General features: G+C 70.7%; 22 protein-coding genes and 1 pseudogene. 5 read left to right on the plus strand and 18 right to left on the minus strand.

What is annotated here, in order from left to right:
- Position 1: 1 nt before the first annotated feature.
- The 17 genes from fxlM to OG747_RS41265 all read right to left on the minus strand — a co-directional run bounded on the left by fxlM (position 2) and on the right by OG747_RS41265 (position 15,762).
- Complete coding sequence (gene fxlM, locus OG747_RS41185; protein WP_405884448.1) at positions 2–2,047, minus strand: methyltransferase, FxLD system; 2,046 nt, start codon at positions 2,045–2,047, stop codon at positions 2–4.
- Positions 2,048–2,086: 39 nt separating this feature from the next.
- A complete protein-coding gene (locus OG747_RS41190) occupies positions 2,087–3,157 on the minus strand; it encodes a lanthionine synthetase LanC family protein (RefSeq protein WP_405884449.1) in 1,071 nt (356 codons plus the stop codon).
- Positions 3,154–5,193 (minus strand): lantibiotic dehydratase family protein, encoded by a 2,040-nt coding sequence (locus OG747_RS41195; RefSeq protein ID WP_405884450.1) that lies wholly within the window; start codon positions 5,191–5,193, stop codon positions 3,154–3,156. The genes OG747_RS41190 and OG747_RS41195 overlap by 4 nt, the downstream gene beginning before the upstream one ends.
- Before the next feature lie 87 nt (positions 5,194–5,280).
- Positions 5,281–5,469, minus strand: a complete 189-nt coding sequence (locus OG747_RS41200) for an FxLD family lanthipeptide (protein WP_057608338.1) — start codon at positions 5,467–5,469, stop codon at positions 5,281–5,283.
- Positions 5,470–5,601: 132 nt separating this feature from the next.
- Complete coding sequence (locus tag OG747_RS41205; protein WP_405884451.1) at positions 5,602–6,069, minus strand: DUF6082 family protein; 468 nt, start codon at positions 6,067–6,069, stop codon at positions 5,602–5,604.
- A gap of 74 nt (positions 6,070–6,143) precedes the next feature.
- A complete protein-coding gene (locus OG747_RS41210) occupies positions 6,144–6,719 on the minus strand; it encodes a DUF6624 domain-containing protein (RefSeq protein ID WP_405884452.1) in 576 nt (191 codons plus the stop codon).
- A complete protein-coding gene (locus OG747_RS41215; protein WP_405885972.1) occupies positions 6,716–7,288 on the minus strand; it encodes a hypothetical protein in 573 nt (190 codons plus the stop codon). Before OG747_RS41215 ends, OG747_RS41210 begins: the two co-directional genes overlap by 4 nt.
- 74 nt (positions 7,289–7,362) lie before the next feature.
- The gene (locus OG747_RS41220) at positions 7,363–7,857 is read right to left on the minus strand and encodes a LuxR C-terminal-related transcriptional regulator (protein ID WP_405884453.1); all 495 of its coding nucleotides are present in this window, start codon (positions 7,855–7,857) and stop codon (positions 7,363–7,365) included.
- A gap of 128 nt (positions 7,858–7,985) precedes the next feature.
- The gene (locus OG747_RS41225; RefSeq protein ID WP_405884454.1) at positions 7,986–9,239 is read right to left on the minus strand and encodes an acyl-CoA dehydrogenase family protein; all 1,254 of its coding nucleotides are present in this window, start codon (positions 9,237–9,239) and stop codon (positions 7,986–7,988) included.
- A gap of 82 nt (positions 9,240–9,321) precedes the next feature.
- Positions 9,322–9,957: a GAF domain-containing protein gene (locus OG747_RS41230; protein WP_405884455.1), complete on the minus strand. Its 636-nt coding sequence runs from the start codon at positions 9,955–9,957 to the stop codon at positions 9,322–9,324.
- The gene (locus tag OG747_RS41235; RefSeq protein ID WP_405884457.1) at positions 9,957–10,544 is read right to left on the minus strand and encodes a GTP-binding protein; all 588 of its coding nucleotides are present in this window, start codon (positions 10,542–10,544) and stop codon (positions 9,957–9,959) included. Before OG747_RS41235 ends, OG747_RS41230 begins: the two co-directional genes overlap by 1 nt.
- A 52-nt stretch (positions 10,545–10,596) precedes the next feature.
- Positions 10,597–11,010 carry a DUF742 domain-containing protein gene (locus tag OG747_RS41240; RefSeq protein WP_405884458.1) on the minus strand — a complete coding sequence of 138 codons (414 nt, stop codon included), beginning with the start codon at positions 11,008–11,010 and terminating at the stop codon, positions 10,597–10,599.
- Positions 11,007–11,522: a roadblock/LC7 domain-containing protein gene (locus tag OG747_RS41245; protein ID WP_405884459.1), complete on the minus strand. Its 516-nt coding sequence runs from the start codon at positions 11,520–11,522 to the stop codon at positions 11,007–11,009. Before OG747_RS41245 ends, OG747_RS41240 begins: the two co-directional genes overlap by 4 nt.
- Before the next feature lie 73 nt (positions 11,523–11,595).
- Positions 11,596–13,113: an ATP-binding protein gene (locus OG747_RS41250; protein WP_405884460.1), complete on the minus strand. Its 1,518-nt coding sequence runs from the start codon at positions 13,111–13,113 to the stop codon at positions 11,596–11,598.
- A gap of 26 nt (positions 13,114–13,139) precedes the next feature.
- Entirely contained in the window at positions 13,140–15,041 is a 1,902-nt protein-coding gene (locus OG747_RS41255; RefSeq protein WP_405884461.1) for a glycoside hydrolase family 15 protein, read from the minus strand.
- 89 nt (positions 15,042–15,130) lie between these two features.
- The gene (locus OG747_RS41260) at positions 15,131–15,274 is read right to left on the minus strand and encodes a hypothetical protein (RefSeq protein ID WP_212726545.1); all 144 of its coding nucleotides are present in this window, start codon (positions 15,272–15,274) and stop codon (positions 15,131–15,133) included.
- Positions 15,271–15,762, minus strand: coding sequence for a DUF6415 family natural product biosynthesis protein (locus OG747_RS41265; protein WP_376223318.1), 492 nt, complete (start codon positions 15,760–15,762; stop codon positions 15,271–15,273). Before OG747_RS41265 ends, OG747_RS41260 begins: the two co-directional genes overlap by 4 nt.
- Before the next feature lie 189 nt (positions 15,763–15,951).
- On the opposite strand from OG747_RS41265, the gene OG747_RS41270 reads away from it, so the two are divergent.
- Positions 15,952–17,340 carry a Tat pathway signal protein gene (locus OG747_RS41270; protein WP_405884462.1) on the plus strand — a complete coding sequence of 463 codons (1,389 nt, stop codon included), beginning with the start codon at positions 15,952–15,954 and terminating at the stop codon, positions 17,338–17,340.
- A 72-nt stretch (positions 17,341–17,412) separates the two neighbouring features.
- Positions 17,413–17,895: an SAM-dependent methyltransferase gene (locus OG747_RS41275; RefSeq protein ID WP_382119104.1), complete on the plus strand. Its 483-nt coding sequence runs from the start codon at positions 17,413–17,415 to the stop codon at positions 17,893–17,895.
- A 306-nt stretch (positions 17,896–18,201) separates the two neighbouring features.
- Here OG747_RS41275 and OG747_RS41280 read toward each other — a convergent pair whose 3' ends face one another.
- Positions 18,202–18,663: an ATP-binding protein gene (locus OG747_RS41280; RefSeq protein ID WP_405884463.1), complete on the minus strand. Its 462-nt coding sequence runs from the start codon at positions 18,661–18,663 to the stop codon at positions 18,202–18,204.
- Positions 18,664–18,821: 158 nt separating this feature from the next.
- Between OG747_RS41280 and OG747_RS41285 the strand changes: the two are divergent.
- From OG747_RS41285 to OG747_RS41295, 3 genes and pseudogenes are all read left to right on the plus strand, one after another.
- Positions 18,822–19,034: pseudogene (locus OG747_RS41285) on the plus strand (helix-turn-helix domain-containing protein); the annotation flags it as partial.
- Positions 19,035–19,205: 171 nt separating this feature from the next.
- Entirely contained in the window at positions 19,206–20,225 is a 1,020-nt protein-coding gene (locus OG747_RS41290; protein ID WP_405885973.1) for a hypothetical protein, read from the plus strand.
- On the plus strand, positions 20,222–21,103 hold the full coding sequence (locus tag OG747_RS41295) for a phosphotransferase family protein (RefSeq protein ID WP_405884464.1): 882 nt from the start codon (positions 20,222–20,224) through the stop codon (positions 21,101–21,103). The genes OG747_RS41290 and OG747_RS41295 overlap by 4 nt, the downstream gene beginning before the upstream one ends.
- Positions 21,104–21,150 lie beyond the last annotated feature (47 nt).

Consider the following 21,150-nt stretch of genomic DNA (forward strand, 5'->3'; position numbering starts at 1 on the left):
CTCAGCCCTTGCGCGCCCAGTCGACGACGAGACGGCTGTAGGGCTTGTCGACGACGAAGCGCGAGTCGTCAGCCGTGAGCAGGTCACGGGAGTCCGCGACGGCCATCCGGAAGCCCGGCTCGGAGGCGTCGTTGCCGCCGCTCGCGTCCCAGGCGCGGATCTCGCTCACGACGCGCTCGGCGAGGTCGGCGCCGCCCTCGCCGTGGCCGATCACGCCGACCTCCCAGTACCGGCCCTTCTCGTCCTCGCCCTCGCGGATGGTCAGGTACGCGAGCGACCCGCCGTCGAGGGCGGCCATGGACCCCCACCCGAAGTGCGGAGTGAACCCGGGGCGCTGGCCCGGCAGCCGGGACAGGCCGTTGGGCAGCACGCAGGCCAGGTACAGGTACAGCCACTCCCACGCCGAGCCCTGCCGGAACTTCACCCCGGTGTAGAGCTTGGTCTGCTGCTGGTCGAGGACGGTACGCAGCGCGTCGCGGTCGACGTCCTGCTCGCTGAACGTCTCCAGGCGCACGTTGCCCTCGCCGGCCATCGGCACGAGGGTGTACACGTCGTCGCAGACGCCCTTGCGCAGCGGGATGAAGGTGGCCATCTCGCAGGAGACGGTCTTCCACGTGACGCCGTCGCGTTCGAAGGCGAAGCTCCGGGAGATGCTGCCGCGGATGCGCATCGGCAGGACCAGGCGTCCGCCGGGGGCGAGCTGGTCGAGGATCTTCACGGGGACGTCGCCGGCGCCGACGGTGAAGATGATCCGATCGTAGGGGGCGTGCTCGGGCAGCCCGGCCGCGCCGTCGGCCATCACCGCGGTGGCGTTGTCGACGCCGGCTTCGGCAAGGTGCTGGCTCGCGCCGGCGACGAGGTCCTGGTCGACGTCGAGGGTCCACACCTGCCCGCCGGGGGAGACGATCTTGCCGAGGAGGGCGGCGTTGTAGCCGGTTGCGGCGCCGGCTTCCAGGACCTTGTGGCCGGGCTGGGCGCCGAGCTGTTCGAGCTGGGTGGCGACGATGGACGGCGCGGAGATGCAGGAGATCATCTCCCCGTGCTCGTCGTGCTTGATCGGGACCGCGTCCTCCTTGTACGCGCTCTCCAGGTCGACGCCGGGCAGGAAGGCGTGCCGGTCGGTGGTGCGGAAGGCGTCGATGGCCGCCTGGCTGCGCAGGTGGCCGCTGTCGACGAGCCGCTGGGCGAGGGCTTCGCGCAGCTGGTTGGGGTCGGTCACGGGTGTCACGGTGGTCTCCATTCGAGGGAGGCTAGAGTCCGCGGATACGGACTTGCGGGTAGACACGTCAGCTCCTTCTCCGGCGGAGAAGGCGACGTGACGGCCGAGCCACGCGGTGGCGGCCTGCGCGTCGGCAGGCACGCCCGCGCGGTTGAACGCGAAGATCGCGTGATGGGCGATGACGCCCCGGATTCCGCGTATCAGTCGGCCGTCGGCGACGAGCCGGCGCAGGCGGCGGCCGGCGTCCTCGAACGCGGCGACGCGCTCGCCCCAGCCCGCCTCCGCGTCGGGGCGCCGGGCGGCGTCCGCGTTCATCAGCCGCCGCATCGCGGAGACGGCTTGCTCCAGCGCGGTCCCCTGGGGCGGGGTGACGGGGGGCCGCAGGGCGGCCCACCGGGAGTACACGTCTCCGGCTTCGAACGGGTCCAGCCCGGCCTCGCGGATCATGGCGGACAGCAGCATCACGCTGCGCTCGCGGGCGCCGGGGGTGCCAGTCTCGGCGAGCGCGGCCGGGCTGTCGGCGCAGAACACGTCGTGCGCGACCTCCATGCCCTCGGGGCCGCCGAAGGCATGGGTCTCCGGCTCGTAGATCCCGCCCGCCCAGCCGGTGATCACGCGGTCGGCGACGAGCTGGTCCAGCAGGCCGGTGGCGGGCTGTTCGGTGCGCAGGCGCACGCCGGCGTCCTTGCGCAGGAAGTGGAAGCGGCGCCCGGCCAGCGCGGTCGCCAGGGCCCGGGCGGCGTCCGTGTGCGGGTCGGGGAAGGCCACGGAGGCGTGCCACCAGGACATGTCCGGAGGGATCGGCAGGTTCTCGTCGTCGAAGGTCATGGGCAGAAAACTCCTTGCGAGGCGGCGGGGAAAAGAAGGTCAGGCGAGCAGGAGGACGCGGGTCCAGCCGGTGGTGTCCGTGGCGTTCAGGGCGAGTTGGGCTCCGGCGCGGCCTTCCATGAATCCGGGTTTGGGCAGGTGCTCCCAGTCGGCGGCCAGCCGTCGGTGCAGGTCCTGGATGATCGGGGTGAAGCGTGCGGGTGCGGGGCTGTCGGCGGCGACCGCGCGGGTGAGGGTCAGCAGCCCGGCCCAGCCGTGGCAGAGAGTCGAGTCGGTGATGCGGGCGAGCCGCAGCGGGTCGGTCAGGATGGTCTCGACGGTGTCCTCGGCCGCTCGGCGCCGTGCGGGGTCGCCGAGGGCGAGCGCGGCGAGCTGCTGGGCGCGGGCGATGCCGGGCTGGCCGTAGCACCAGGACTGGCGGGCCGGTTCCGCCTCGGGTGGCTGGTCGGCGTCCAGGTGTGCTGCGGTGGACCAGTAGTGGGCGCCGTGCCGGTCGAGCCAGGTCGCGAACGTGCCGACGGCTTCCTCCTGGCCGGGGACGCTGACTCCGGCGCGCAGGGCGAGGGAGAGCACGGCCAGGGGCCCCGCGATGCCGTGGGCCATGCCGTTGTTGCCGTGCCCGCCGGCCATCTCCTTCCCGTCCGGGCCGACCGCCGACCACCACCCGGGCAGCATCCGGCCTTCACCACGGGCGGGGTGGGCGAGCGCGACGAGGCAGGCGAGCACGTAGGGCAGCCGGGGCGCGATCGGGCGGCGGGACAGCAGCAGGGCGGCGAGTCCGGTCAGGCCGCGGATGAGGTCCCATTCGGCGAGGTGGGGCAGCGCGCCGGCCGCCTGACGGCGGCGGGCGGCGGCGAGCCGGGCGTCCACGACGCGGTCGACGGCCGCGCGGACGTCGTCGCCGGCCCCGTGGGCGCGGGCCAGGACGAGCTCCAGGGCGGGTGCGCCGTGGAAGAGGCTGGCGTTGCTTCCGGTGCTCACCCCTCGGACGGTGGCCTGGGCGAGGTGGCGGCGGGCGGTGGACAGGTCCCGGCGCTCGATGTCGAGCAGGGCCATCCCCAGGGCGCCCTCGGACAGGTCCTGCGTACAGGGCACGGTCGTCGTGGTCATGAGCGCCTGGCCAGGGGGACGACGACGCTGTGGGCCCGGCCGCCGATCCACCCGTCGGCGTCCGGCGGGAGCGCGTCGTGCAGCGTGGCGATGCCGAAGGGGTTGGCGTCCAGGTGCGCGCGCAGGAGGTCCAGGTCGACGTCGCGGGTGAGGTCGAGGGGCAGCTGCTGGTCGTCCTCGGCGAGCAGGACCCGCTCCGGCACCCGGAACCGGGCACGCCAGGCATGGAGTTGGTCCGCCCACTGCTGGAGTGGGGCGGTGCGCGCGGGCAGCGTGCGGCTGCGGATCTTCCACCGGGCGGTGATGAGGATGGTGCGCCGGTAGGTGAGGGCCGGGGTGAAGGGCAGGGTCCAGGCGGCGCCCCAGTCGAACCAGGTCACCTGCGGGGAGGTGGCCCGGCTGATCTCGCCGAGGAAGCGGGCCATCGGCGGGGTGTAGTTGTTCCACAGGAAGTTGATGGCGGTGGGGGCCAGCAGCTCCAGCGGCTTGCCCGTCGCGGACTCCACCAGCTGGGGGCGGCCGTCGGCGACGGTGACCGACAGGTCGCGGGGGAAGAGGACGCGCGGTTCGGGGCGGCGGAATTCGCCGACGCTGACGATCCGGGGCAGGGCCTGGGGCGCGCGGGTGAGCAGGTCGGCCGGCACACGTCCGGCGTGGAAGGAGAGCTGCGCGAGTTCCGCCTCCGGATCGACGGTGGGCAGGTTCGCGTACGCCTCCTCGGCGCCGGGGAACAGGTGCCAGAACCGACCGGTCATCGAGCCGGCCGAGCGGGAGACAGTGAGCACGCGCAGCCGGAAGTCGCCCCGGTCCAGGGCCGGAACAGAGGTGGCGTGGACCTGTGCGGCCAGTTCGAGGTGAGGCGCCAGGCCGTGGGGCTTGTTGCCGGCCGCTGCTTCCAGTTCCTCGATCATCGCGCCGGTCACCGCGACGGTGCGGCTGCCTTCGGCGGCGGCGGTGCCGGCCAGCTCCAGCAGCAGGCGGTCACGCCGGGACATCGGCCGGGGCGGTTCGCTCGCCGTGACGAAGCCTGCAGGGAAGCCCACGCCCCGGTCAGGGTCCGTCACCGCTTCCACCGGCACCGCGGTGTTCTCGCCGTAGCGCTCGGAGAACTGCTCGATCCACCGCCGCCAGGTCGGTGTCCCGGTCGGATGGGTGACCAGGCGGGCCAGGACGGTCGCGGCGGTCTCCACTTCGGTCAGCACCTGCTCGGGCAGCCGCACGTCGGAGTCCAGCCGCAGGTCGCACGCGGTCCGCAGGCCGGCTGCCTGAGCGCGCGCCGCGGGCGGTAAGACGTCGGTGGGGTCGGCGACGGTGGCGGGCGCGCGCAGCGAGGAGCGCAGCAGCCGCACCCGCAGCAGATCACCGAGCAGCCGGTCGCGCGCGGTGCCGCTCACGGCGGGGAACTCCGCGGCCAGCTTGTCGGACAACTGGCGGTACCCGATCGGCGATCGGGCCAGGCCGAGCACGAGACGCAGCGCGGGGCTGAGGGCGAGGCGGAACTCGGCGTCGCCCTCGGAGGGCACGTGGATGTGCTGGTCGCGCTGACAGATCAGGGTGTTGACGCAGACCTCGGCGTCGGCCATGCGCGCAGCGTCGCTCTCCCAGGCGCTGAGCATCTCCTCGAGTCCGACCGGCTCGGGGCGGGCCACGGCCTGGTGCTCGTCGCCGATGCGGACAGACGTGACCTGGGCGAAGCCGAGCGGGGCGACGCCGGCGAACAGGCCGTAGGGGGTGGAGCGGCGGGCGTAGCGGATCGCGTAGCGGGCGGTGGCCAGCGCCGCCCGGCGCATCCGGCGCACCTTCGGTGTGCGGCCGTCGATGATGGCCTGCACCTGGTCCGCCAGGTGAGGGCTCGCCTGCGACACGGTCCGGCGGAAGCCGGTGTCGGACCACACCGTGCTCAGCCACGCGCGCCACTCTTCCACGGGCGCCGTGGTCGTCGGCCAGGGCGGCATGGCGGGCTCGGTCGTGTGTACCGCGGCGCGCAGCATGGCCTGCCCCGCGGCCTCGTACAGGCTGGGCCGGTGCCGTGTCATCAGGGCTCTCCTCATCTTCTGCGTGGCGGGCGGGGCGGGCCGGACGGGGAGAGCCCCGTCCGGCCCGCGCTGCCGGGGTGGCCCGGCTTACGAGGTGGTGCAGGCGCTGGGGCAGGAGCTGCCGCAGGTGTCGCCCGTGCTGCACATCAGGACCGTCTCGGTCGCCGGCGTGCCCTCGATGAAGGTGATGTCGAGCCCGAACGGGTCGGTCTCGTCGGTGGTTGCCAGGTCCGACTGCACGGGGGCGGTCGGCCTCTCCGTCTGCACGGCGGTCATGCTTGCCTCCTTGTGGCGATGGGTGGTGCGGGATCCCGGGACCCGGTCGGGGCCCGGAGCTTGGTGCCAGACGGTGGCGGGCGAAGGCGTCGCCTGGTCCAGGACGTCTGGGAGTCGATGGGACCCGTGCCGTCAGGCTGCTACGGGCTGCGCTTCCTGGTGGGCCTTCGCGGCCTGGTTCAGGACCTTGGTGAAGTGCTCGGCGCGTTCGTCGCCCTCGGCCTCCTGGGCGCGGAGGTCTCCGAAACGGGCCCAGTAGCGCCGGCAGACGTCGCTGTTCATGAGCATCGAGGCGTAGAAGGGCAGTTGTCCGTCGCGGACGAAACCCAGGCGGTCGCGCAGGCTGAGGGTGCAGATCTGCTGGTTGGCATGGAGCAGCTGCGTGTACTCCTCGACGTCCATGTCCTCGGGCGCCCAGAGCTTGGCGAGGTCGGCGTTGGTGGACATCTGCGCCAGCCAGTCGAGCTGGTTGCGGGCGACGACCGCCTCGTTGCGCTCGGCCTGGTGCCGCGCGTCCTGCCTGAGCCGGACGGCTCCGACCACGGCGGTGGTGAGGGAGACGGCAGTACCGGCAGCGAGGACGGCGGTGGTGAGCTTCATCTGTCAACGATCCTTTCGCGGAGCGGAGTTGCGGCCGGGAGGCCGACTGGTGGAGAACCTGCGGTTCCGCTGCTTCACGCGGCCCCCGCGAGGACGACGGTCGGGGCTTCATCGGCAGAGCTATGCGCGGTGTACCGGCGGTGCACCGCCTTCAGAGCGACAGCGATCGGCGGCAGACCCACGGTGGCCCTGCGTGTGTCGACTGACGCCGGCGCGCGCAGCGGGCACAGTTCGATGCCGTCGGCGCGCAGCAGGAGCTGGGTGCCGTACTCCTGGTCGCGCCCGCTGGTGATGAGGGCGCGGTCGTGAAGGTGCGCCCAGTGCTGGACCAGTGCGTCGCCGGCCTGGACCGCACGTCCCAGCAGGGTGGTGGCGGCGCGCTGGAAGTCGGGTTCGTCGTCGCTGTGCAGGGCGATGCTCCACGCGGCACGGGCCGCGTCGGGGCCGACGAGGCGGTGCCCGGGCCAGTCGTGGTCGGCCAGGATGCGGCGCAGCACCTTGGTGTTGGCGTGGTCGGTGTGCCGGCCCTGTCCGAGTTGGACGGCGTCGAGCTGGTCGCGCACGCGCTTGGCCCGGTGAGCGGCCGATTCCGTGGCGCGGGCGATCAGCTCGCGGGCGAGGTCGGGCCGCTGCGGTTCGTCGGTTGTCACGCGTTGCTCCGATCATCCGGGGCCGGCTGAGGCGCGTGGACCTGGCAGCTGATCAGCGCGCGGAGCCCGGGGCGGTGCTCGGCGGGGAGTTCGAGGCGGGCGACTCGATCGCCGTCGCGTCCGGGGGCGGATCCGCACACGTCCCTGCCGGTGTCCGTGAGCCGACGCAGAAGGGCAGCGAGGGGTTCGGCTTCGAGGGCGTGGCGGGCCAGGGTCTCGGCCCGTACGACATGGAGGTCGACTCGGGCGGCGAAGTCGGACGCCCACAGGGTGATCAGGCGGGTGATGTCGTCGGACTGGCTGGGCAGGGTGTGGACGCTTTGGAGGAAGAGGCACGGACCCTGGCCCCATCCGAGGTCGGGGTCGTGCTCGGGGATCATGCAGGCCAGCAGCCTCCCGTCCTCGAACAGCCCGGCGGGCATGGTCTGCGCCTCGCGGAACTGCGCGGGGATGTCGGCTCGGGCGGGTACGGGCAGGCCGTGCAGGGTGAGCCAGCGCTGGCGGTCCTGGACGAGGGCGGCGGCTTCCTCGCGCTCGGCCGCGGTGCTCAGAATGCGCATCTCGTAGATGGCGGCCGGCGGCGCCTGCGTGAACGGGACGGGGGCGGAGCGGTCCTCGCTGGCCGTGGGGGTCGTGGGGCGGGTCACTGGGTTGCCCCGCTTCGCGTCGCGTGGGCGGCTTGCTCGGCCGGCAGTAGCTGCCAGCTGTGCGCCAGAACCACCAGTTCGGTGGTGTCCTGTGCGCCCGTGTCGGCGAGGAGCTGGTCGAGCGCGGCGCGCAGGTCGGCCGGGGCGATCTTGGCGGCGACGGCGATGGCGCGGGTATCGCTGTGCTCAGCGACGGCTCGAAGCAGCAGCAGCTGCTTCGAGCTGAGCTCCGGCGTCGGCCTGTCGGTCGTGGGAGGGGCCACCCGCTGGATGGTGAACAGTTGGTGCACGATCACCGGGGGCTTGCAGCGGGGCGGGCAGTGGAGGCTCTCGCGGATGTCGCGGATGTACTGGCGGACGGTGACCGCCGACAGTCCTGCCTTCGTGGCGATCTCTTGGGGTGTAAGGCCGTTCGCGAGGTGTTGGGCGACGCGCTGCAGGGTCGGTGTCAGGGGGGTGATCGGTGCGCTGATCGTCACGGGCGGGGTCACGATGTCTCTTTCTCGGCTGGAATGGACGGTCACCGGGATGGGTGCCGCCGGTCCCCGCGGGGGACGGGGGCCGGCGGAACGGGCCCGTGCGCGGCGGTCTGGATTCACGGGGTGCCGCGCACGGGGGCTCATGCGGCGGTCGGGCCGGGACGTGCCCAGGCAGCTTCGGCGGCGAGGCGCTCGGACCACTGGATGTGGTCCTCGTCAAAGGCGGCGTCGGCCAGGCGTATGCGCTGGACCTCGCCGGTTCCGGCGGGCGGGTAGGTGTGCTGGATGTCGCGCCACAGGCGTTGGAGGACGTAGTCGCGGTCGAGGGCGTGGGCGCCGTGCAGTTCCATGGCGTCCTGGGCCGACTGCACGGCCCACTGGTGGCCGAGGTACTTGGCGTTGATCAGGTCGGCGTCGCAGGGCAGGCCCTGGTCGAGGAGGTGCACGGACTGGTAGGCGAGTATCCGGCCGGCGCGCAGGCGGGCCTCCATGTCGCCGATGCGGTCCCGTAGTACGGGCAGGTCGGACAGGGTGCCCCGGTAGCGGGGACGGGTCTTGAGACGAGCAGTGGTGGTGGCCACGATCGCTTCGTGGATGCCGAGGCTGACGGCGGCCAGATTGGGACGGCCGTACAGGATGCTGCTGCTCTGGGCCACGCTCAGCCCTCGGCCGATCTCTCCGACCACGTGGTCTTCGGGGACGCGGACGTGGTCAAGGTCGAGGCGGCCGGCGGAGAAGCCGTGCAGACCGAGGCCGGAGCGGTGGTCGGAGACAGCGAGTCCGGGGCGGTCGGCTTCGACCATGAACGCGGTCAGTGCCTGGGAGGCGCTCACGCCTGCCTCGGCGGTTCGGGCTACGACGAGGTGGGCTCCCGCGAGGTGGCTGTTGCCGATATGGATCTTGCTGCCGGTGATCACCCACTCGCTGCCGGCGCGTTCGGCGACGGTCTCGATGCCGCCGATGTGTCCGCCGGCCTGCGGTTCGGTCACGGCGATCGACAACAGCAGTGAACCGTCCGCGACACGGGGCAGCCAGCAGCCCTTCTGTTCGTAGGTGGCGAAGTGCAGCAGGGCGCCGACGGGGATCAGGGTGGCCTGCAGGATGGCCGCGGCAGCCCCCGAGACGCAGGCGATGCGGTGGACCAGGATCGTCTTGGCCACATGGCCGGCGCCCAGACCGCCGAAGGCGGACGGGACGGTGACGGCGAACCAGCCCCGTGCGGCCATCAGGTCGGCGACCTTGCGCTCCACCCTGCCCGGCGCGGCCTCCATACGAGCGGCGCGCGGCGCGACGTGCTCGGCCGCGAAGGCGTCGGCCTCGTCCCACAGCAGTTCGTGGCGGGCGGTGAGGTAGGGACGCAGCGCTGGTGGCGGTGTGGTGGGTGTGGCGGACATGGTCTCCCTCTCCCTGGGTGAAGGTCGCAACGTGGAGCGGCCGGGGATCGCCTACGGCTCCCGGGTGGGGGTGTGGAACGGCCTAGCGGACGGGGGCGCGGACGATGTGGTCCATCACCTGCGCGCCGGCGTTGATGACGATGTCTCTGAGCCGTCGGGCCTCGCTCAGGGGCCGTTTCTCGGGGTCGATGACGCACACCGTGCCCAGCACGGTGCCGCTGTCGTGGATGAGCGGGGCGCCGAAGTAGGAGCGGATCCCGACCGCGTCGACCACGTGGTTGCTGCTGAAGCGAGGGCTGGCGTGCACGTCGTGCAGCGGGAGGGCCTTCTTTCGGGCCATGACCTCTGGGCACCAGCCGTGGTCGCGGCTCATGGTGCGGCCGACGATGACGTACCCGCTGTCCGCCGACGGCTGGTGCAGTCCGACGAAGGTCTGCTCCTCCAGGAACAGATTGACGAACCCGTACAGGAATCCGGCCTGCGTGGCCATGTCGCGGGCCAGCTCGTCGAAGTCCTCGCTGGCAGCGGTAGGCATGCCCAGGCGCTCAAGCAGCTCATACCGCCGCGCCAGTTCGGTCGCCTGCTGGACCTGCAGGCCGGTGACGGCGGCGGCCGGGACGGACGGCCCAGGGGCGAGGTCCCGCATGTTGCGGCGCGGTAGTGCCTGCGTGGGCGGGGTCTGCGGTCCGAGGTAGGGGTTGGTGGGCTGGTATGTCATCAGGCGTCCTGGAGGGTGGTAGTGGGTGTGGGACGGACGGGGCCTGCCGCTGCGTTTCTCACGGCGTGGCCGACGAGGGTCAGCAGGACGCCGGCGACGTGGTTCGGGTCGCGGGCGTCGCAGGTGACCACCGGTACAGAGGCGGGTAGTTCGAGGGCGGTACGGACCTGTTCGGGGTGGTAGCGGTGTGCTCCGTCGAACTGGTTCACGGCGACGACGAAGGGCAGGCCGATGTCTTCGAAGAAGCTGACGGGGGTGAAGCTGCTTTCCAGGCGGCGGGTGTCGACCAGGACGACCGCGCCGACGGCTCCGCGGGAGAGGTCGTACCAGAGGTCGACGAACCGGTCCTGGCCGGGCGTGCCGAACAGGAACAGTTCCAGGGGTACGGGCGCGTCGGGCAGGCTGAGGCGACCGAAGTCGAAGGCGACCGTGGTGGTCTGCTTGGCCTCGACGCCTTCCAGGCTGTCTACGTCCGCGCTCGCTTCGGTCAGGTACTCCTCCGTGCTCAGCGGCGTGATCTCGCTGACCGCGCCCACGGCGGTGGTCTTGCCCGCGCCGAAGCCCCCGGCGATCACGACCTTCAGCACGGTCGGTGCACCAGCAGGCGGGCGCGACGGAGTCCGCAGGCCCACAGCCGGGTCACCCGGCCTGGGGGTAGGCGATGGCATCGGGCCACTTCCTCTTCAGGCCCGCCGAGAGGGCCGCCAGTAGCTGGGTGGAGGGACTGGCATCCGAGTCCGTGTCGGATGCGGCATAGGGGGCGGTGACGGGGACGACCAAGACATCGGCGTCCAGGAGGTCCGAGACGAGGATCTTCACGGCGGTGACGGGGCGACGGAGTCGGCCCGCCAGTTCGGTCACCGAACGCCGGCGCTCCCGGCACAGGGCGAGGATCTCCTCGCATTCCTCGGCTTGCGCCGGGCTGGGCCGCCCCGGTCCGGCGTCCAGCACGGTCTCCAGACCGAGCAGATACCGCGGCTTGGTACGCCCGCGCGTCAAGGTGTAGGTCCGCACGAACGTCGAATCCTCGGCCGCGCGGCCGTGTGTGCTCACCGGACATCAGCACCCGTGCCGACGCGGACGGGGATCAGCATGTAGGGGGCGAACTTCTGCACGAGGCGCCCCGTCTCGTACCCGACGGTGCCCGCGTCGGCGTCCGTGGTGGCGATGACGGCGAGGACCGTGTCCACCTCACCGCGTTCGTTGCCGGGGTGGTTTTCGAAGGCCGCGCTGCGACCGGCGCTCTGGACGAAGAACAGGCAGTCGTCTCGCTCGATGACGACCTGCCTGGCCGGCCGCTTCTTGTGGCTGGGGCCGGTGATGTTCGCCGCGAGTGAGGCCACTCCGCTGAGCGCGGCCGACAGTTCGTCCGCCCAGTCCTTGTCGACGTCGCTGTCCAGCAGCCGCAGTCCGTCCCGCGACAGCAGGACGGCGTGGGTGACGCCCGGGACATCGGAGGCGAACTGACGCAGCAGCCAGGCCATGTTGTCCCGCTGTCCGCTTGCCGTTGTCTCGGATGCGGGCGCGTCGCCGGTCACGTTGTTCATCGCGGCGTGGGTGCTCATAGGGATCGCTCCAGAAGGGGGAAGGGCCAGCGGATGTGACGGGCCGCCGGGAACGTGGAAGGAAGGGCGAGGTTCAGGGCCTGGGCTGCTCTGTCGAAGCGGTGGGAGAACCGGCGGCCCCGCCGGCCTGGATGCCGTTGCGGAAGGCGGCTGCGAGCCCTGGCGTCGCCGCGGTCACGGGGGCTTGCTCCCGCTCGCGTGGTGGATGGAACGAGCCGACCTGACGTCTACGCGTGGGAAGAGCGGGCGCATCAGCAGAGTGACCTGTCTCTGCGGCTCCCGGTGCCCCTGCGGTGCCGGGGCGTGTGACCTGGCCTGCCGTCGGGATGGCTGGAGTCGCGGCAACCTGCCGCGGCTGCGGCGCGGAGGGGCGTGCTTCCTTTGGCAGCGCGCTCGCATCGTCGACGGAGGGAATCGCTACGAGAAGCCGTGCCGGAATAACGACCAGGGCGGTGGTGCCTCCTGTCACGTTCTCCTGCAGGAGAACGGACAGCCCGTGGGACTGGGCGATCTTCGCGGCGACCAGCAAGCCGAGCTGGCCGGCTCGGACTTGGCCGCTGACATCGACCTCGTCGGGGGCTTTGAGCAGGTGGTTCATCTGTGCCCGCGTCTGCGGATGCATGGGGATGGCCCGGTCCTCGACCTCGACCGCCAGCCCGTTCGCCACCCGCTGCGCACGCACCATCACCTTCGTCGCCGGATCGGAGCACTCGCAGGCGTTCTCGATCAGCTCGGCCAGCAGGTGCGTCAGGTCCGGACCCACATGTCCGGGAAGACCCAGCTCGGCGCCCACAGACCCGGCCGCGACGGCCACACGCGGATACTGCACGACCTCGGAGACCGCGCCGCGCAGCGCCGTCGCGACGGGAACAGGCCGGCGCACGCTGCGCAGGGACTGCCCGCCCAGCACCGCCGTGCTCTCGACCTGGCGACGCATCCGCGTCACGAGGTGATCGATCTCGAAGATCTTGGCCAGCAGCTCCGGGTCGTCGGTCAGCATCTCCAACTGGCTCAGTGCCTGAAGCGCCTTGCCGACCAGGGCGTGCTCGCGCATGGCCAGACGGCGCAGCACTTCCAGGAGGACGACGGACTGGGACTCGTCGTGCACACGTATCAGCGACGCGATGGCCTGCGCCTGGACTCCACTCAACGCCTTGTTGATCTCGGCGTTCGGACTGGCCGATGGTGGCGCCTGCAGGTCCGGCAGCGGCGGGCGTCCCCCGCGGCACAGCTCGTCCGCCGACCACTGCACCGACTTCTCGACGGCTGCAGCTGCCCCCGCGACCGCTGTCAGTGCCGCTGCCCGGGCCTCCTCCGCGGCTGTCTGCACGGCCCCTGCGGCCGTTCGCGCTCCGCGAGCCGCCACCGTGGCGACCCCAGCCAGTCCGCAGACCAGGCCGACCAGGAGCCAGCCGGGGCCTACCGCGGACACCGACCAGAGGGGGAAGGCGGCACCGAGCAGCGCGGCAAGGAGCACCAGGGGCAGTGCCACGGCGCGGCGGACACGGTGCAGCGTGAACGCGTCGATCGGAGGCCGCCGTCTGCGGTGGCCGGTAGCGGCCGGCCGTGCCGGGAAGGCGCTGTCAGGCATGGGAATCCTCGTCAGGGTGGGGGTGGCTAAGCGTGCTGCGGCGTCAGGTCTGCGCAGGTCTGGCGTGTGCTGCGTGAGGTCGAGCGGGGCGTCGGAACCGCGACCACGCCGCGGTGGTGGGAGGACTGCGTCGCCAGGAGCTGAAGGAGCCGGGCGCTCTGGATCAGGCCCATGTGGCTGAACGCCTGCGGGAAGTTGCCGAGCTGGCGCTGCTGGACGGGGTCGTACTCCTCGGCCAGGAGCCCGAGGTCGTTGCGCAGCGCGAGGAGGCGTTCGAACAGGGCGTGGGCCTCGTCCAGTCGGCCGGTCAGGGCCAGGGCGTCGACGAGCCAGAAGGAGCAGAGGACGAATGTGCCCTCGTCTCCGGTCAGGCCGTCCACCCCGGCGTGGTCGCCGATGGTCGGGTACCGGCGCACGAGCCCGTCCGGGGTGGAGAGTTCACGACGTACCGCGTCCACGGTGCCGACGACGCGCGGATCGTCCGGCGGCAGGAAGCCGACGCGGGGGATCAGCAGCGTGGCGGCATCCAGCTCCTGCGAGCCGTAGGACTGGGTGAAGGTGTTGCGCACCGGGTCAAAGCCCTTGGTGCAGACCTCGTGGTGGATCTTCGCCCGCAGTTCGACCAAGTAGTCCAGGTCCATGTGGAGGGAGCCGGCCTCCACCAAGCGGATGGTGCGGTCGATCGCCACCCAGGCCATCACCTTCGAGTGCACGAAGTGCCGGCGTGCCCCGCGAATCTCCCAGATCCCCTCGTCGGGATCCTGCCAGCGCTGTGCCAGGTGCTCGACGAGTCGCTGGTGCAGCACGGCGGTGTCGGCGCAGTGGGCCACACCGCTCTCGTGCGCGAGGTACAGGGTCTCGATCACCTCGCCGTACACGTCGAGCTGCAGCTGGTCCGCTGCCTCATTGCCGACCCGCACGGGTGCTGATCCCTCGTACCCGGGCAGCCAGGGCAACACCCGCTCCCGCAGGTCACGCTCCCCGGTGATCCCGTACATGATCTGCAGGTTCTCCGGATCGCCGGCCACGGCTCGCAGGAGCCATCGCCGCCATGCCTGCGCCTCCTGCCGGTATCCGGTTCCCAGCAGCGCGGCCAGCGTCGTGGAGGCGTCCCGTAACCAGGTGAAGCGATAGTCCCAGTTCCGGTTTCCGCCGATCTCCTCAGGCAGCGACGTGGTCGGCGCCGCGACGATCCCACCGCTCGGCCCGTACGTCATCGCCTTCAGCGCGATCGATGAACGGACCACGGGTTCGCGATAGGGCCCCTCGTAGGTGCACTCCCGCGTCCAGTCCTGCCAGAAGGTGAGCGTCTCGCTGAGCGCGGCCTCCGGGTCGGGAACGCCGGGCGCCGTCGCGTGGGACGGGCACCAACTGAGGACGAACGCCACGCTCTGCCGGGCGGCGACGGAGAAGGCACTGACGATGACGCCGTCCTTCTCCACCTGCTGGACGCAGGTGTCGAGCCACAGAGCGTCCGCGCCGGCCTCCGCGACCATGCGCCCACCAACCTCGTGAATCCACGGGCTGACGCCGCCGTACCCCGGCCGCGGACGCATGGCCGAGACCATGGAGACCTCACCGGTCAGGCCCTCGACGATCCGGATCACCTGCGGTGCCCCGTCGCGCGGTGGCATGAAGTCCAGGACGCGGACCGAACCGGCCTGGGTGCGCCATACCGATTCGAGGACGAGCGAGTCACCGCGGTACCGGCGCTCGGCGACTGCTTCGGAGCTGGAACGGCCAGCGGGAGCGGCCGGAGCGATCCGCCAGGTGCCGTGTTTCTGCGTGCCGAGCAGGCTGGCGAAGACGGCCGGCGAGTCGAACCGGGGCAGGCACAGCCAGTCGATCGAACCGTCGTCGCAGACGTGGGCACTGGTCTGCATGTCGCCGATCAGGCCGTACTGCTCGATACGCGGAAGGCGCTTCATCGTGTGGATCTCCGTAGGCCCCGCGAATCCGGGGATGGCTTCGGGGCCGCCGCAGCGGCCGGGAACGGTAGGAGCGAGAGGCACCGGTGTCACCGGGGCGGGGAAGGTGCGATCTGAGACGGCGGGGACTCCTCGCCGGGCGCAGCAGGGCCGGTTGCGCGCTCGCCGCGCAGAACAAGCCAGGCCATCGGCACGAGGATCAGCCCGATGACGACGGCTCCGGTCGCCGTCATGTCCGCGGCACCGAAGCGGCCCAGACCAAGCAGGCGAGGGCAACAGCGAAGACCGCCCCGCGCAGCACGTTGATCCTCGGCTTCCGCCAACGCCGCCTGCGCCTCGGGAGCATCGCCCCGGGGCCGACGCGCTCCACATACGCGACCAGTTCCTGGGTCGCTTCGGCGAGCTGGACCAGGTACACCCGGCTGGGCATGTAGCCCTCGGGGACGCTGTCCGAGCAGAGCCTCTGCGCGCGCAGCAACACAGGGGTGCCCGAAGCGGTCCGTGCTCCCAACTGGGCAACGTGACCGCGCAGACGACGAACGAGGTTCTCCACGTCAGCAGCGCTCTCGGGCAGTGGCGAATCATCGCCCAGCACGAGCGTCACCGTCTCCGACGCGGCCACCACGTGATCACGCTGCGGCGCCCGCTCCACGGTGACGGACCCTCGCCCTCCGCTCCCGCCCTGGATGTCTCCTCCGCGAGGGACCAGCGAAAGACGCATGACACAACTCCTGTTCGGATCAAGCCAAAGTGAGCCGAGATCGCCCGTTGGCACCGACGGCTGGCGTGCGAAGTGAGTGATCTGGCCGCTACGTTGAGCGAACCGTGAATCCCGTCTGAGGGGTATGCCTGTGCGGACCGGAAGGCCGCCAAAGGCGCCAAAGATCATTTCGGAACCGAGGGGCAGTCCATGGCCCGTGAACGAAACGTCGCCCTCGCCGCACTCCTGCGCGAAGCAGGCTGGTCCCAGCCGCAAGCAGCCGCTGCCGTTGCCCGGGTGGCCGCGGAGAGCGGCGTGCGTGAGCTGGAGGCGATCTCCCGCTCGCACATTTCCATGTGGGTCCTGGGCACGAAGCCGAGTGGCAGAGCGCCGCATATCCTGCGCGAGACGCTGTCCCGCAGACTCGGCCGCCGCCTCACCTTGGCCGACCTCGGGCTGGAAGAAGAGCCGACAGGCACGACCGACAGCGGTTCCGACTGGAGCGTCGACCCTCTGACCGCATTGGCCGAGCTGGGAAGCGACGATCTCGACATGCACCGACGCAAGCTGCTGGCCACCGCCGCCTACTCCGCGGCTGGCCTCGCCCTGCCTACCGCCTCGTGGTGGGCAGCCGCCCCTGCTGCAGTGGCGAACCGTCGACCGGTATCCCCGCGCTCGGTGACCCAGGTGGACATCGACGACGTCCGCGACCTCACGGTCTACTACTCCGCGCGTGACCAGCAGCGAGGCGGCGCCTCCGGCCGCAAGGCCCTTGCCAGCCACCTGCTCGACGAAGCGGTGCCGCTGCTCGGCGGTCGATTCCGCACGGATCAGCTCCGTCGCGACACGTACTCGGCCGTGGCAGAGATGACCTATCTCGCCGGCTGGATGGCCTTCGATGCGAGTGAGCACCGCACCGCCCAGCGCTACCTCACCATCGCCGCCCGGATCGCGGCGGAAGCCGGAGACGGACCGCTCGGCGGCCATGTCCTGCGCGCCCTCGCCCACCAGGCCGTGGACCTCGGGCATCCGCGTAGGGCGCTCGCCCTGGCCGACGCCTCGATGTCCCGCGACCGCTACGGCCAGGCCAGCAATCGTGAGAAGGCACTGCTGGCGATCGTCCATGCACGCGCACTCGCGGCCGACGGTGACCGGGCCGGCACTCTCGCGGCCATCAGCCGCGCAGAGCGGGACCTTGCCCGCGCCGACACAGTCGAGGCGCCGGCCCGCGTCGGCTTCTTCCAGGAAGCGTCCCTCGCCCACGAAACTGCCTGCGCTCTGCGCGACTTGGGCCAGCCGCTCGACGCGGAGATCCACTTCAAGCGCAGCGTTGCCACCCGCCGACGCCAGCAGTACGCCCGAACCCACAGCGTCACACTCGGCTACCTCGGCGCCGTCCAGGTCCAGCAAGGCCGCCTCGACGAGGCATGCGCCACCTGGAACCAAGCACTCGACGCCATGACTGGCGTCCAGTCTGGCCGCGCCCGCGACGTCATCGTCCGCCTCCAGAGCGACCTCTCGCCCGTCCGGCAACGTGGGGGCCGCCATGTCGCCGAACTGGACCACCGGGCACGGAGCATGCTGCGGGCCATAGGCTGATCGCGACACGGGCTTGTGGTGCCCCACAGCAGCTCGTGGATCCGCATCTCCAAGGGAGAGGAACCAGTACCGGTGACGACGTACGAGGTCGAATCGATCGCATCGGTCGTCGGCGGCCACACCCGCGTTCAGGACGACTACCAGGGCGGGGTCCAGTCGGTGATCCGACTCAACCAGGGGTACCCCCTCGAAACCCTTCAGGGGATCGAAGAGTTCTCCCACTTGACGGTGACGTGGCGCTTTCACTTGGCGCAGCCCGAGGATGTCCAGCTCCACGCCCGCAGCCCCCGGGGGAACCCGCAGTGGCCGGCGACCGGAACATTCGTCCACCGGAACCACCGGCGCCCCAACCAACTGGCCGTCAGCTACCCAAGGCTGCTGGGCGTGGAAGGCCGCGACCTCCTGGTGACGGATCTCGACGCGGTCGACGGAACACCTGTTGTGGACCTGGCCCCCTACTTTCAGGAGATGGGGCCCCGAGGCACCGTCCGCCAGCCGGCCTGGCCGAGCGAGATGCTTGCGACCTACTGGCGTGACGCGTCGGAGCGCTCGTAGACAGGCTTGTCGTAACTCCTCGACGGTGGCGTCCCCGCGGGCATTCATCACGGCCTGCCCGCGGAGATACGGAGGAGGGTAGACCCGGAGTCACGGGCGTCCTCGCTAACGTTCCCCTCCCCGGAGAGGTTCCGCACGGGGGCTGGGCCCCGGACCGAAGCCTCATCCGGGCTCTCCGAACGCATCGTCGCCGCCGATGAAATCCCGTCGGCCTTCGGGTCGGTTGCGTCGGCCCTGGAGAACGGCGGCGAGTGCCGGCACATGGTGGTGGTCCTTTCGCGGCTCGTGTGAGACGGGCAGGTGTGGCTACGCGGAGTGCAGGATCGTGGCCCAAACGTCCTTGCCGTGCGCAGTGGACGAGCAGCCGTATCTGTCGCTGAGCTTTTTGATCAGCACCAGGCCGCGACCGCCTTCGTCGTTGTCGCCAGCCAAAACGGGGGCCGGGAGCCGGGGGTGCGGGTCACTGACGCACAGGAAGACACCGTCAGGGGTTCGGGTGAGAACGACCTTCACTGGAACCGAGGACTCGTGCTCCTTGCGGGCGTGCTGGAAGGCGTTCGTCAGCAGTTCGGACACGGTGAGAGTGACCCGCCAGTCGAGTTCGGTCAGGCCCCACAGACGTAGGCACGCCCTGACGAGGTCACGCACGCCCGAGACGGCTGCGGCTGTCAGAGCGATGTCGATTTCGCATGCGCCGGAGCGTGTCCGGACCGTTGAGCTTGTGCCCTCCGTGATGGGCTGTTGAGCCTCCATCAAGTCTGCCTTCATGGGGAGTCCCTCGTTCGACGAAATCTCTCCAACCGGCGCCGGATGCGGTGTGTACTGGGGTGGCGGCCGTGAGCAACCATTGAGCCAGGCCGATAGGACCGCGTGCAGATCTTGATTCGGAAACCTCGATCTTCCGTTTCGCGAGCGAGGAACAGCCCATGCCAAGACCCGAGAAGCAGTTGACTCCGGATGCGTCTCCGCGCGACTGGTTTGGCTATGAACTGCGAACCTGGCGCAAGAAGCGCGGCCCTCTCACGCATGCCGACTTGGCCGCGAGAGTGCAGGTCAGCGGCTCACTCATTGAGAAGATCGAGAAGGGGACTGCTACCTGCTCGAAGGACTTGGCCGAGCGCCTGGACGAGGTCTTGCAGACCGGCGGCGTCTTCACCAGGGCGTGGGGAATGGTGTTTGGTCAAACGGAAAAACCCCGCCCCGAAACGGAAAGTGCACCCCGCGGTAGGGCGGAGGCGTCGGTTCAGGTCCATGAAGGCCGCATCCTGGGCAGAGGTAGTACAACACCTCCAAGCGGGAGCCCTGCCTCTGTGGACCGTCGCGCCTTCCTCGCCACGAGTGGCCTTGCCGCCATCGCCCCCATAGACCTCGTCCACCTCGTCGCCCCAGCCGCCCCTCGGGAGACCCCGACACAGATCCGCCCGCGCGAGATCGGGCAGCTGAAGTCGCTTGCTGATGTCATCCACCGCCAGGACAACGAGCACGGAGGCGGCGGCGCGGTACGAGAACTCGCCCGCGGCGCCATCATGTGGGGAGCCTCCCTGCTGTCGGTCCATTGCCCCGAGCCGCTCCGGCCTGAACTCCTAGCATCTGTAGCCCGGTTAGGGATCGTTGTCGGCGCCTCTCAGTTCGACGCATACGCCCACGACGACGCCCGGGTCAGCTTTCGGCTAGCCGCCGAGTGCGCGGAAGAAGCCGGGGAGTGGCACCTGCGGGCCAAGACGTACTCGTTCATGGCCCGGCAGGAGATCTGGGTCGGAGACCCGGACACCGGCCTCACCCACGCGGAGAAGGGCCTGGTGCGCTCCGACCGCCTCACTGCGACCGAGCGCGCCATGCTGCACACCGCACGTGCCCGCGCCTTCGCCAAGATGCGCGACGTGGGCAACACTCTGCGCGCGGTCGGAGAAGCCGACGCCGCCTTCGAACAGTCCGCCCCGGCACAGGATCCACCGTGGATGGCGTACTACGACTATGCCCAGCACCACGGCGACACCGCACACGCGCTGTTCGATCTCGCGGTCCACGCGGACGAGGACCCGGGGCAAGCGGGCCGCCGCTTCGAGATCGCAGTGAAAGGCCACGGCAGCGCCTTCGCCCGCTCACGTGCCATCTCTGAGACGAAGCTCGCTTCCCTGGTCATGGCCAAGGGCGACGATCCGCGGCACGCGGTCGTGCTGGGTCATCGAGCGCTGGACGACGCCGGCAAGCTGACCTCGTGCCGGGCCGCCGACGACCTGCGGGAACTCGCCCGGTTCGCTGGCCGGTACCGGAAGCTCTCCGAGGCCAGTGACCTGCGTGAGCGCATCGCGGCTACGGTGCGAGCGTGACCACTTCACCAACGCCCACCCCAGCAGTACTTCAGGCGGCGTGCCTCGCCGCCGGCCTCGACGCGACGGACGCCGAACCGATACGGCTTGCCGAGAACGCCATATGGCGTCTGCCTGGGGGGATTGTGGTGCGCATCACTCAGCCCGGCCAATCTGCCGCTGCAACGCGTGAGGTTCAGGTCGCCCGCTGGCTGGCGACCCAGGGCGTGCCCGCCGTACGCGCCCTTGACCTGCGGCAGCCGGTAACTGCCGACGGACACCCGGTGACATTCTGGCAAGAACTGCCACCTCACGAAATCGGGACCGTCGCCGACGTCGTCACGCTCCTCAAGCAACTGCACGCCCTGCCGAAGCCGGACCTGCCGCTCGGCGAGCTGGACCCCTTCGTCCGGGTGGTCGAGCGAATCGAAGCAGCAAGCACAATCTCCGACGATGACCGGCAGTGGCTGCACGGCCGGCTCAAAGAGCTCAAGAACCAGTGGGCTACGAGACCGAAGGGCCTGCCGGAGTGCGTAGTCCACGGGGATGCGTGGGTCGGCAATGTGGCGCGCACGGCGGCTGGCCCGTTGTTGATGGACTTCGAGCGCGCTTCGTTCGGCCCGCCGGAGTGGGATCTCGTGTCGACCGCGGTGAAGCTCACCACGACCGGCGCGGTGTCTGCCCAGGAGTACGCCGAGTTCTGCGAGACCTACGGCACTGACGTTACAGAGTGGGAGGGATACGAACTTCTTGCTCGAGCACGCGAGTTGCGGATGGCGACCTACGCCGCGCAGCACGCCGCCACTCGCTCGGAGTGGCGGCGCGAGGCGCAGTACCGCATCGACTGCCTGCGCGGCCGGGCCGGAGCACCACCATGGCAATGGAAAGGGATCATGTAGCCCATGGACTGGGCCAACTACCGGCTGCTCGCGCTCCAGCCGCCGGG

It is taken from the genome of Streptomyces sp. NBC_01384 (assembly GCF_045040035.1).
Classification (GTDB): domain Bacteria; phylum Actinomycetota; class Actinomycetes; order Streptomycetales; family Streptomycetaceae; genus Streptomyces.